The following is a 12,740-nucleotide window of genomic DNA, read 5'->3' as shown; positions in this document are numbered from 1 at the left end:
GTTAATATCAATTATTTTTCAAAAATTTTTGAAATTAATTTTAAGGTTCTATATCACAAAAAAATTATCTATCATCTTCTATTTTATCTCCAAAGGTTAATAAAAGAGTATCTATAAATTGCTCACTTTCTAGGATATTTTTATTTTCATTGATTATTGAAATTAATTTTTTTAATGAAATTTTCTCTGATTTTTTTATTTCAATATATTTTTCACTTGTTTTTGCAAGAAAAACTATTTCATCTTCTCTAAAAGGCTCTTTTAATATACAATTACATTCTAATACTGCTTTTTTTACATTTTCATATATTTTATTATTTCCACTATATTTTTCATGATTTTTTATTAAAAAGAAATTATTTTTTATACGATATACAGCTGGTAATAAATATCTTAATATTTCTTGTTTATATTCTTCTGATTCTACAAAATTAAAATTAAGAGATTGAGAAATTTTTTTACAAAATTCCTCTATAAATTTATTAACTATTGAAATATTTTCCGAAAAATCACTTGAATAGTACCCACTTATAAAATATTCAGTCAAATGTAAAAATTCATAATCTAAATTTTCTGGAATAATCTTAGTAAGTATTCTTCTTATAATTTTATAGTCACTAAGATTTCTTAAAAACTCGCTATTATCTTTCTTTATTATAATATTATTTTTCTTTATTCTTTCCATTGTAGGTATTAAATAAAGGTACATAAGTGTTTTAAATTTTTCATCAAACTTTACATTAAGCTCTTTTTCTATATCTAAAATTATTTCCCAAAATTGTGAAATATCTATATTCTCTAAATATTTTTTTATAAATTCAATTTCTTCTCTTTCGGTAATATAAATCTTAGGTATAAATTCAATCTTTCCATCTTTTACTTCTATATATTCTAAAAGTTTTAAAAGTTTTAAATGTCTTAATTTTTTTTCTTTTCCCTCTATTAAAATATTATTCTCTTTTCTTATAAATTCTAATTCAAATTCTTTTAAATATTTATTTAGAGATATTAAATCTTTTTTTATAGTAGGACGACTTACTTTTAAATACTTTTCTATATTTGCTATCTTTACACTATCTGAAAAAAGATAACTTATTAAAATATAGTTTTCCCTCTCTTCTTTTGAAAAAATATAGTTATTTATATTAATATTTTTTATAAAATTTTTTAATTCTTCCTTAGAACATATCCATTCTAATTCACCTTTTTTTAAAAATATTTCATGAAGAGAGGATTTTAATAAGTAGAAGTTAAGATTTTCTATGCTATATCTTATATTTCTCTCACTTACTTGATATTTTTCTGAAAAATATGATAAAGGTAGTTTTTTCTTTTCTGCTAGTTCTTCTAATATATCTAAATTTTTTCTATTTATACTCATAAAAATCCCCTCCTTATTATTATAATTAAACCACTTTTTTATTATTTTATCAAGGATTCTAAAAAATAATCTCCCACACTATTCATTATATATATTATTTACTATCATTTTATCTTTTATGTATATGTTTTGAACTTTAATTTAATTTCGTTGATATTATTTAAACATATACAACTGTTTTAAAAAACATTTGACTTTTTTAGTACATAGTTATATAATCTTAATAAGAATTTATTTTTAGTTTAAGTGAATATTACTAGGAGGATTTCATGAAAAAATTTAGAACTTTAATAATCAGTATCATTGCTTTGTTTACTCTTATTCTTTCTGGATGTACAAGTTTCAAAACTAAAGAAGCTCCTACTAAAGACCCTGTTAAAGTAGGTATCTCTTGGGATAGAGATTATGAAAAAGATATCCCAGAAGATACTATTGCTTATATAGAGTCAGTTAAAAAAGCTGGAGGTGTTCCTGTTTTATTACCTCAATTAAAAACTGAAGAAGATGCTTTAAAAGCTCTTAAAACAGTTGACGCTGTTATTTTAACTGGTGGAGAAGATATAAACCCTGTTTATTATGGAGAAAAACCTCATAAAAAACTTGAAACTTTAAAAGATGATAGAGACGTATCTGATATCTTATTATTAAAAACTGCTTTAAAAGAAGACTACCCTATTTTAGGTACTTGCCGTGGAATGCAACTTCTTAATGTAGTTCTTGGTGGAACTTTATATCAAGATTTACCAACTGAATACATTTCTGATTTAAAACATAGAGATCCTAAAAAAGTAGATTTCGTTTTCCATGATTGTAAAGTAACTGATAAAAATTCTAAACTTTATAATATGTTACAACTAGAAGATTTAACTGTTAACTCTTGGCATCACCAAGCTGTTGAAAGATTAGGAAAAGGATTAAAAGTAGTTGCTACTTCTTCTGACGGAATGATAGAAGGTGTAGAATTAGATGAGGCTACTTTCGTTGTTGGAGTTCAATTCCACCCTGAATGGCATGTTTATGGAAACGACGATAAATTCTTACCTATATTCCAAACTCTTGTAGAATATGGAGCAAAAAATAGAGATAAAAGAAATTAATATTATTTAAAATTTCAATTAAAACTGACACTTAAACTATTAAATAAATAGAAAGACTATTACTAAATAAAGTAATAGTCTTTTTTTCTTTATTAAAAAACCCGAGGTATTACCCTCGAGTTTTTTAGGTTTTATATGAATTATTACAAATGAAACTGCTTATTTAATTAGAATCTGTATCCTATTCCTAAATTTGCTCCATAATTATCTGTATTATTGCTTCCTATAGTATAAGAAGCTCCTACATTATAGAATAATCCAGATTCATTTTCTACTTCAGCTCCTAATGTGAAGTTTACAGAGTTTTCTGTTAAGTTAGCTCCAGAAATTGAAATATTATTAGCTCCAAAGTTTCCAACAAATTCTTTATCTGTATCTCCAAATAATTTTGTATAGCTTGTTCCAGCTACTAATCTTAAATTAGCTCTATCTAATGATATTTCTTTTACTAAATCTAATCCTACTGTAGCATCTACTGTAGAAGTATTAGCTTCAGTTACTCTAGTATAAGCATCTTTTACATCATCTTGTTCTACATAAGTATATCCTAATCTTGCTTTTGGTTCAAAAGATACTCCATCAAATTTAGCTATATATTTTACTTGTCCATAAGCTGATAATGAGTTTGTTTTATATGAATCACTTGAAGAAACTTTAGCTGTTGTATTATCTGTATCATATTTTCCTAATTGATATCCAGCTCCAGCAGTAAAGTTATAATTTCCAATATTTCTTCTTGAATAAGCTCCTAAATAGAATATATCTCCTTTAGAAGTTCCACCATTAGTTTTTACATCTTGTTTTGTTCCAGAGAAAGCAAATCCTACTGATGTATTGTCATCTAATCCATACTCTAAATTACCTAATAATCCTGAAGATTCAATTTCTGATGAGTATTTTCCTGCTTTATCATATTGATTTTTATCATATAAAGCTTTACCATTAGCTGCCCATTCTCCAGTTTTAGCCACTCTTGACATTCCTAATAAAGTATCTTCTGATAATTTTACATTTTCATAAGAAGATTTTACTGTTTCTGAATAGATACTTGATTCTGTAGCTGTTAATAATTGAGATTTTCTTTCTTCTTTATTTTGTGAGAAGAAAGTATTAGAGTTCATTACAGCATTATTAATAGTATTTAATTTAGAATCATTTTCATATAATTTCTTATTATATTCAACTTTTACATCAGCTGAACCTTTTCCATTTAATTGAGTATCTACTTTATAAACTCCATCTTTTCCATCAGTAGTAGTTACTCCAACATTATTAAATGTATTTTCATTTCCTAAGTTAATAGTTGTACCTGCTCCTGATATATTAGAAGTATCTAAAGCTATATCATTTGTTCCTGTTCCTTTTACAGTAACTTTTGAATTTTGTAAAGCATTAGAATTATCTTTTCCTAATTCAAGAACTAATTGTCCCTCTTGATTTATAGTTACATTTTTTTCAAATTTTGAAGTAGAAGAAACTGTAGTTTTATCTCTACCAAGATTTACTTCTAAAGTTCTAGCTCCAGGAACTTGAGTTTTTCCAATAGTTAAAATACTTCCTATTACTCCATCTATTCTATTTGTTCCTGTTGCTACTAAATTTCCAGTTCCATCTATATTTCCTAATATTTCTACATTATTTATATTAGTAGTTGCTCCACTTCCAATAGAAATTACAGTGTTATCTTTCTCTCCATTTACTTTTCCATTAGAAATTGTTAAAGAAGAGTTATCTGTAACATTTAATTTTCCAGATTTATCTAAATTAATAGTAGTTCCATCTATCTTAGTTTCTCTTTTATTTGTTGAATTTTTTATATCAACATTTCCAGCTATATTTAAAGATGATAATTTAATAGGATTATCTCCTCCTACTATAGCATCTTTTTCACCTTTTCCTAATACTAGAGAACCTGTATCTTTTCCAACTTGATTGATACTATCTGTTGTATTTTCACCTTTTAAAACATTGTCAGTTTTTTTAGCTACCATATTTCCTTCTGAATCAGTAAACATTCCTGTATGTTTTACATCTCCAACAAATAGATTATATAGATTATAATCTTTTAACTCATCTGCTGTTTTATCTGTAATTTGAATTTTTCCTGTATTAATAGCTGTTCCATTGATATTTTCTATAGCTTTATTATTTGTAGAATTATCTTTTCCTAAAGATAATTGTATTAATCCATCATTTTTTAAATTAGCTTTTAATCCATATATAGCTGTACTGTTTGTAGCTTCAGAAATATCTATTGTCCCTTTTTCTGTATTTACAAACTCTCCATAAGTAACATGAACTCCATGCCCTTTCCCTACTATTTTAATATTTCCATTATTTTCAGCTTTTAAATTTTTTCCTTGAATATTAATTCCATAAGCATCATCTTTAGCTTCAAGAGCTTTTGTAGTTACTGTAATATTTCCATTATTAACTACTTTTCCACCTTTTCCTTCAATATATTCTACTTTATTCAAATTATCAGGGTCTCTTTTATCTTCTATTGTTATTGCTTCTATTCCAAATGCTTTATTTGAATTTCCTGCTTGTAAATCTCCTTTTGTTACTGTTATATCTCCATTATTGGTAATATTTATTTCAGAAGCTTTAGCACGAATTCCATGAACATTTTTTTGGTCATGTCCTTGTCCTGTTGTATCAAGGATTATTTTTCCATTATTTACAATCTCAATATTATTAAAATATTCTCCTGTTACTGTTTCTCCATCTTTTGTACGAACTGCTTTATAAATTTCTCCATCTTTAATTTCAAAAGAACCATCAGCACTTATTATATGAGTATCTTTTATTTGTGGTTCTCCAGCACTAGCCATTGATACTGTTCCTGCTATTAAAAATCCTACTACTGTTGCCATAGTAATTTTTATCTTAGTTTTAAGATATCTTTTTAAACTTTTTTCTACTTCATTGTATTGTTTCATTTAAGTAGCCTCCTTATTAGTAAATTATTTCCAATTAGTAAAAGTTTATTTTACTATCTCCAACATACCTCATGACTATTATTTTGCATTATTAAAAACTTTTTTATTTATTAGATAAATTTTCTCTGCTTTTAGAATAACATATATTTATATAAAAATCAATATTTTTTTGTTATCTAACCATAGTTTTTTTATATATTAAAAATTGTTTAATTTTAGTATTTTATTATATATAAAAATGCGATTTTAAATTATTTTTTTACTTTAAAAGTAATTTTATTTATTTCTAAAACATATAAAAATTTATTCAATAGTTTTTTTACATTATTTATTTTATTCTTTTTTATTTTTACAATATTTAAAAGTAACTTAAAATTTATATTTTTATTCAATATTTTTCAGTATCATTTATATATTTATAATAAAAAAATAAAAATTATTTAAGATTTATAATAATAATAATATATAAAATTATTTAATAATTTTAATAAAATTTTGAAAATAATAAGAATTTATTATATTAAGAATTAATTTAATAAAAAATTTTATATTTTTTAAATTTAAAATAAAAAGAAGTTTATATAGAGAAATTTATAAAATAAAACTTTTAGAAATTATTTTATAAAGTATAAATTTATTTAAAATGATTAATTATTATCTTAAAATTAGAAATATCAACTTTTCTTTATTTAAAGTATAAATTTATATTTTTTTCAAAAAAATAAAAAAAAGGATTAATTTTATAAATAAATTAATCCTTTCCTCATTAATTAATATTTTTTAAATTATCTTGATTCCATATCTTTTACTGTTGAATAAGTTAAACCTTTTATATTTTCTAATGTTGGTTTTCCTGTAAATAATGAAGCTATTAATGAAACTATTACATTACTTCCTATTATAATTAAAGAAATTAAGAATTCAAATATTTTTGGAGTAGTATATCCTGGTATTAATTTTGTTAGTAATCCCATTGGATTTCCTAAATATGTAGCTACTAATACAGAAGCTATAAATCCTACCCAAACAGCTTTTGTATTTACTTTATCAAAGAAGATTCCAACTAAGAATACTCCAGCTATTGGTCCTCCTAATAATCCTGTAATTGCTTGGAAGTATAAGAACATATCTCCTTGACCAGCATATAAGAAATGTACAGCTAATATTGTACTGATTATTCCTACTACCCAACTTGAACCTTTTGCAAAGTTAAGTTTTTGTTTGTCTGACATATCAGGTCTTAATTGTTCTAAGATATCTGCTGTCATACAAGTTGATACAGAGTTTAAACTTGAAGATACTGTTGATTGAGCTGCTGCAAATATAGCTGCTAATACTAATCCTGAAATTCCTGTAGGAATATATTTAATTACAAAATAAGGTAATATTGCGTTTCCATTTATTGTTTCTGGTAATTTATTTCCAAAATTAAAGAATATATAAAGAGCTGAACCCATTCCAACAAATATAAATATACTTGTTAATAATAATGGAATATTGATAAATAAACTTTTCTTAGCTTCAGCTTCATTTTTTGTTGTATTATATCTTTGAACTATATCTTGACTTCCTACATATGAATAAATTGAGTTTACAAGTCCTCCAATTAACATAGCCCATAAACTTGTTTTTGCTAAATCAAAAGAGAAGAAATCAGCATTTAAAATTAAACCACCATCTGATAATGCTTTAAATCCTTGTCCTACACCTTCTGGAGCAGCAGAAAATCCCATTATTATTATTAAAAATGCTCCTAATAATAATACTATAGTTTGAATTGCATCAGACCATAAAACAGCCTCTATTCCTCCCATTGATGTATAAGCTACACAAAATACTGCTACACCAACTGTTAATACTACTGGATTAAGACTTGGTAATGCTTGTTGTAAAGCTAATGTTGGTAAATATAATACAACTGCCATTCTTATTATATGGAATAATATAAAAGCTAAACTTCCTATTATTCTAAATTTATTATCAAATCTTTTTCCTAAATATTCATAAGCAGTAGTTACATTTACTCTTCTAAAAAATGGAACAAATACTAAAGCTGCCCATAAAACCATTAAAATAATTCCTATAGGTGCCATTCCTAAAAGCCATCCACCTCTAAATACAGAAGCAGGTATTGCTATAAATGAAATTGAAGAAAGTGCTGTTGCATAAATACTACAAGCTGTTACCCATGCTGGAACCCTTCCTCCTGCTTTAAAATAATCGTCTGTAGAAGTAGTTCTTTTAGCAAAGTATACTCCTACCATAAACATACCAATAAAATATAATGCTATTACAACCCAGTTAAACCAATGCCAAGACATAATTGACCTCCCTATTTTTTATTTTCTTGTTCACGAGAACACCTAAGTATAATTTAATAATAGTTTATTTTTTTGATTTTGTCAACTGTTTTTTTTGAAACAGTTGTTCTTTTTCAGAAAAAAAACTTTTTTTTTATACATTTTAGTTTAGTTTTTTTGATTTTTTTTATTTTATTTTTTTACTTTTACTCTAAGGATTTATAACCAATTATATAAATTTATATTTATTTTTTTTAGAATAAAATAAACTTTTTTTAAAAAAAATGTACTAAAAAAAATAAAAAACCATTGACAAATATTATATAAAAAGTTATTATTATATTGTACACGAGTACATAATTTTTTATAAATTTTCTAATGACTAAAGGAGAAAAATCAATGAAAAAAATAGTCGGTATTGATATTGGTGGTACAATGATAAAATATGGACTTTTATCTATTGAAGGAGATATTTTAGAAAATGGTGAAGTAGAAACAGAGGCTTCTAAAGGTATTGAGGTTCTTTTTGAAAAATTATGCAATATTGTTTCTAAATATTTAAAGTCAAATGATATTCTTGGTATAGCAGTTTCTGGTACTGGTCAAATAGATGGTAGTATTGGAAAAGTTATAGGAGGAAATCCAATTATCCCTGGATGGATAGGGACTAATCTTGTTGAAAAATTAGAAAAAGAATTTAATCTTCCTGCTGTTTTAGAAAATGATGTTAACTGTGCTGCTCTTGGAGAAAAATGGCTTGGAGCTGGAAAAGGACAAGATAATTTTATTTGTGTTACAATAGGAACAGGAATAGGTGGAGGAATTGTATTAAACGGAGAAATATTTAGAGGTTCTTCTTGTGTTGCTGGAGAATTTGGACACATTCAAATAGAAAAAAACGGTAAAGAATGTTTATGTGGAAAAAAAGGTTGTTATGAAAGATATGCTTCGGCAACAGCTTTAGTTTCTTTAGCAAAAGAAAAAACAGGTAAAATTTATAATGGTAAACAAATTTTTGATAAAGAAAGAAAAAATGAACCTATTTTCGTCGAAGTTATAAAAGAATGGGTAGATTATTTTACTGATGGACTTAGTACTATAACTTATATATTTAATCCAACTCTTATTATTATTGGTGGAGGAGTTACTAAACAAGGAGATTATCTTTTAAATAAATTTAAAGATAGTTTAGATAGTAAACTTGGAGTAAATTATAAGAAAAACTTAGAAATAAAATTTGCTGAATTAGGTAATAATGCTGGTATGTTAGGTGCTGAATATTTATTACTAAAAAAGGTTGGAATATTATAAAAAGTTTAAATCAATTATAAAGGAGTGATGTGTTATGATATATGGAGAAATTAAAGATTTAGCTCAATATAAAGGAATTTCAAAAAATTTAGATACTGCTATTGATTACATTTTATCTGGAAAATATAAAGATGGAGTTGTTGGTAAAAATGTTATAGATGGAGATAATGTATATTTCAATCATCCTGATTATCCAATGACAAAAGAAATTAAAGATGCTTTTTTTGAAGGACATAAACAATATATAGATATTCATGTTGTTATAGATGGAGAAGAAAATTTAGGATTTACTCCTAATCCAGAAATGAAATTAACTAAAGAGTATGATGCTGAAGGAGATTATGAATTATTTGAAGGAGAAGTTAAAAACTTTTTCCACTTAACTCCTGAAAGATTTGTTATGTTCTTCCCTAATGAACCTCATATGGCTCTTGTAAAAGTTAATGAAGTTAAAAAAATTAGAAAAGTAATTTTTAAAGTTTTAGTATAATTTTAAATAATATTTGGAGGCATTAATTATGAGTAAATTTGAGGATGTTAAAGGAAAATTAATAGTTTCTTGTCAAGCTCTTCCTGATGAACCATTACATAGTTCTTTCATAATGGGAAGAATGGCTTATGCTGCTTTTGTTGGTGGAGCTTCTGGAATTAGAGCTAATACTGTTTCTGATATTCAAGAAATTAAGAAAAATGTTTCTCTTCCTATCATTGGAATTATAAAAGAAGTTTATGGAGATAATCCTGTTTATATAACTCCAACAATTAAAGAAATTGATAAACTAGTTGCTGAAGGAGTAGATGTTATTGCTATAGATGGAACAAAAAGAGAAAGACCTGATGGAAATACTTTAGAAGGACTTATGAAAGAAGTTAGAGCTAAATATCCTAATCAATTATTTATGGCTGATATTTCTTGTGTAGAAGAAGCTGTTAATTGTGAAAAATTAGGTTTTGATATAGTTGGAACTACTCTTGTTGGATATACTGAATATACAAAAGGAAATAATCCACTTACAGAATTAGAAAAAGTAATTAAAGCAGTTAATATTCCTGTAATTGGAGAAGGAAATTTAGATACTCCTGAAAAAGCTAGAAAAGCTTTAGATTTAGGAGCTTATGCAGTTGTTGTAGGAGGAGCTATCACTAGACCTCAACAAATCACTAAAAAATTCGTAACTGAAATGACAAAATAATAATATATTAAGGAGGAAAAAATGAGTATCGAAAAATATCAAGGAATTATACCAGCTTTTTATGCTTGCTATGACAAAGAAGGAAATATCAGTGTTGAAGGAGTTCAAAAATTAACTCAACACTTATTAGACAAAGGTGTTAAAGGTGTTTATGTTGGAGGTTCATCAGGAGAATGTATCTACCAAAGCGTTGAAGAACGTAAATTAGTTTTAGAAAACGTTATGAAAATAGCTAAAGGAAAAATGACTGTAATAGCTCATATTGCATGTAATAATACAAAAGATAGCCAAGAATTAGCAGCTCATGCTGAGTCTTTAGGAGTAGACGCTATAGCAGCTATCCCACCTATTTACTTCAAATTACCTGAACACGGAATTGCTAAATACTGGAATGATATGTCAGCAGCAGCTCCTAACACAGATTTCATAATCTACAACATTCCTCAATTAGCTGGAGTTTCTTTAACAATGTCTTTATTAAAAGAAATGATGAAAAACCCTAGAGTAATAGGAGTTAAAAACTCTTCAATGCCAGTTCAAGATATCCAAATGTTCAAAGCTGAATTAGGAGAAGGAAAAGTTGTATTCAACGGTCCAGATGAACAATTACTTTCTGGTTTAGCTATGGGAGCTGACGGAGGAATTGGTGGAACTTATGGAGTTATGCCTGAATTATACTTAAAAATAGAAGAATTATTCAAAAAAGGTGAAATTGCAAAAGCAAGAGAAATCCAATATGATGCTTGTTCAATAATCTATGCTATGTGTGGATGTAAAGGAAACTTATATGCAGTAATGAAAGAAATATTAAAACAACGTGAAGGTGTAGATTGTGGAAGCGTAAGAAATCCATTACCTGAATTAGTTGAAGAAGATATGCCAAAAGTAAAAGCTTGTGCTGCAATGATAGACGAAGCTATAAAAAAATATTGCTAATTAATTAAATTTTAAAAAGAGGTTAAGAATTTAACCTCTTTTTTTATTTCTTACTTATAAAAAAAGACACTATATAAATAGTGCCTTTTAATTTTTTATCTTTTTTCTTTAGTATAAGTTATCCATTTTTCATCATTATTTAATAATTTTACAAGGTCTAAATTTTCTCTTTGTCCTATTTTAGCTTTAAATTTCTTAGTAATTTCTTTTGTTTCACCTTGTTCATCTTTATATTTTATTACAATAATATGATTTACTCCTTTTATGTCTACAGCTGCTTTTTTAGTAGCTCTTATCTTTTTAAAAGGTTCTTTATCTATACTATATTGTATTTCTTTAGGTATTCCTTCCATTCCTTTTCTTCCAGCACTCAATATAGCCTTATGAAGTTTCCCTGTAAAAAATAACATAACTGATATTAATAATGTGATAAATAATACAATTATCCAACTAATTACTCTTTTCATTATTTATCACCTTCCACATTTTGATAACTTCCTTCTATAGCATTTCTTCTTTGTTCTTCTTGTTCTTTTTCTCTTATTCTTTGATGTAGTACTAATGTTAAAGCAACAACTCCATAAGATACAAATACTCTAAAATATTCCCCTATATAAGCAGAACCCATTAAATTTTTTCCAGCATTTGGAGATACTATAAATAACATATGGAATAAAAATACACCACTAATAGCATTTATTATATTAGCTTTAGAAGCACTAGCTCCTCCAACTAATAGAGCTGCTATTGAAAACATTCCTATTTGTTCGTGACTGTTATAAGTATTCATTGTTCCCATATTTTGAAGATAAATTATTTGACCAAATCCAGCTAATATAGTTGAAATAACAATAGCTATTACTCTTGTTCCATCTACATCAATTCCAGCTGTTTTAGCTACTTCTATATCTTGTCCAATGGCTCTCATATCTTGTCCTAATTTTGTTTTTCTAAACCAAACTGTAAAAAGTCCTAAAAGCCCTATTAATAAAAATGTAAATATAGGAATTTCTATTTGTCCTATTTTTAATGTTAAAAAACTATCTAATACTTTTCTAATATCTATTAAATCTATAGCATTTCTTACTCCATATCCTCTTGATAATAATAACTTTTTATCAGTAAGAGGTATTACTTTTCCCATACCATATAAAACTATTAATTGGTAAACTCCATTAATGAAAAAACCTAAAATCATAGATGTTATCATTTCTCTACCTTTTGCTCTATTAAGAATAGTTCCTCCAATTATTCCTAAAATTATTGATAATGGTATTGAAATTATTGCTGCTAAAAATATACCTTGCATTCCTACTATTTGCCAATCAGTTATGAATATTAAAGCTAATTGACCTGCCATAGCTCCAAGAACAATTCCAAAGTTTAATCCCATTCCTGCTACAACTGGTATTAATAAAGATAAAACTAAGAAAAGGTTTCTTGAAAGTCTTTCTACCATTTCCTGAGCTGTAGATATAACTCCTAACCCTGATAATGGAAAAGCTATAACGATTAATGTTAACATTATTATAGGAACTATATTACTTAGTAAAATTTTTGATAAATTATTTTTTTTCATA

General features: G+C 25.9%; 10 protein-coding genes. 5 read left to right on the top strand and 5 right to left on the bottom strand.

Annotation, left to right across the window (positions count from 1 at the left end):
• Positions 1-64 precede the first annotated feature (64 nt).
• Positions 65-1,381 carry a helix-turn-helix domain-containing protein gene (locus T364_RS10540; protein WP_051532656.1) on the bottom strand — a complete coding sequence of 439 codons (1,317 nt, stop codon included), beginning with the start codon at positions 1,379-1,381 and terminating at the stop codon, positions 65-67.
• 269 nt (positions 1,382-1,650) lie between these two features.
• On the opposite strand from T364_RS10540, the gene T364_RS0105060 reads away from it, so the two are divergent.
• Positions 1,651-2,478, top strand: coding sequence for a gamma-glutamyl-gamma-aminobutyrate hydrolase family protein (locus T364_RS0105060; protein WP_051532655.1), 828 nt, complete (start codon positions 1,651-1,653; stop codon positions 2,476-2,478).
• A gap of 167 nt (positions 2,479-2,645) precedes the next feature.
• Here T364_RS0105060 and T364_RS0105055 read toward each other — a convergent pair whose 3' ends face one another.
• Together T364_RS0105055 and T364_RS0105045 are read right to left on the bottom strand one after the other, a co-directional pair.
• The gene (locus T364_RS0105055; RefSeq protein ID WP_027128608.1) at positions 2,646-5,420 is read right to left on the bottom strand and encodes an autotransporter family protein; all 2,775 of its coding nucleotides are present in this window, start codon (positions 5,418-5,420) and stop codon (positions 2,646-2,648) included.
• A gap of 785 nt (positions 5,421-6,205) precedes the next feature.
• Positions 6,206-7,741 (bottom strand): sodium:solute symporter family protein, encoded by a 1,536-nt coding sequence (locus tag T364_RS0105045; RefSeq protein ID WP_027128607.1) that lies wholly within the window; start codon positions 7,739-7,741, stop codon positions 6,206-6,208.
• 378 nt (positions 7,742-8,119) lie between these two features.
• On the opposite strand from T364_RS0105045, the gene T364_RS0105040 reads away from it, so the two are divergent.
• From T364_RS0105040 to T364_RS0105025, 4 genes are read left to right on the top strand one after another with little or no spacing between them, the layout of a single operon-like run.
• On the top strand, positions 8,120-9,031 hold the full coding sequence (locus tag T364_RS0105040) for an ROK family protein (protein WP_035945395.1): 912 nt from the start codon (positions 8,120-8,122) through the stop codon (positions 9,029-9,031).
• Positions 9,032-9,065: 34 nt separating this feature from the next.
• Positions 9,066-9,521: a NanQ anomerase/TabA/YiaL family protein gene (locus T364_RS0105035; protein WP_027128605.1), complete on the top strand. Its 456-nt coding sequence runs from the start codon at positions 9,066-9,068 to the stop codon at positions 9,519-9,521.
• A gap of 28 nt (positions 9,522-9,549) precedes the next feature.
• A complete protein-coding gene (locus T364_RS0105030; RefSeq protein ID WP_027128604.1) occupies positions 9,550-10,224 on the top strand; it encodes an N-acetylmannosamine-6-phosphate 2-epimerase in 675 nt (224 codons plus the stop codon).
• 21 nt (positions 10,225-10,245) lie between these two features.
• Positions 10,246-11,160 (top strand): dihydrodipicolinate synthase family protein, encoded by a 915-nt coding sequence (locus T364_RS0105025; RefSeq protein ID WP_035945393.1) that lies wholly within the window; start codon positions 10,246-10,248, stop codon positions 11,158-11,160.
• Positions 11,161-11,255: 95 nt separating this feature from the next.
• On the opposite strand, the gene T364_RS0105020 is transcribed toward T364_RS0105025, so the two are convergent.
• The gene (locus T364_RS0105020; protein ID WP_027128602.1) at positions 11,256-11,627 is read right to left on the bottom strand and encodes a DUF6672 family protein; all 372 of its coding nucleotides are present in this window, start codon (positions 11,625-11,627) and stop codon (positions 11,256-11,258) included.
• The gene (locus T364_RS0105015; RefSeq protein ID WP_027128601.1) at positions 11,627-12,739 is read right to left on the bottom strand and encodes an ABC transporter permease subunit; all 1,113 of its coding nucleotides are present in this window, start codon (positions 12,737-12,739) and stop codon (positions 11,627-11,629) included. The genes T364_RS0105020 and T364_RS0105015 overlap by 1 nt, the downstream gene beginning before the upstream one ends.
• Position 12,740 lies beyond the last annotated feature (1 nt).

It is taken from the genome of Fusobacterium perfoetens ATCC 29250, from assembly GCF_000622245.1.
Taxonomy (GTDB): Bacteria; Fusobacteriota; Fusobacteriia; order Fusobacteriales; family Fusobacteriaceae; genus Fusobacterium_B; species Fusobacterium_B perfoetens.
Note: the sequence above shows the minus strand (reverse complement) of the source record. Positions and strands in the feature narration are given on the sequence as shown.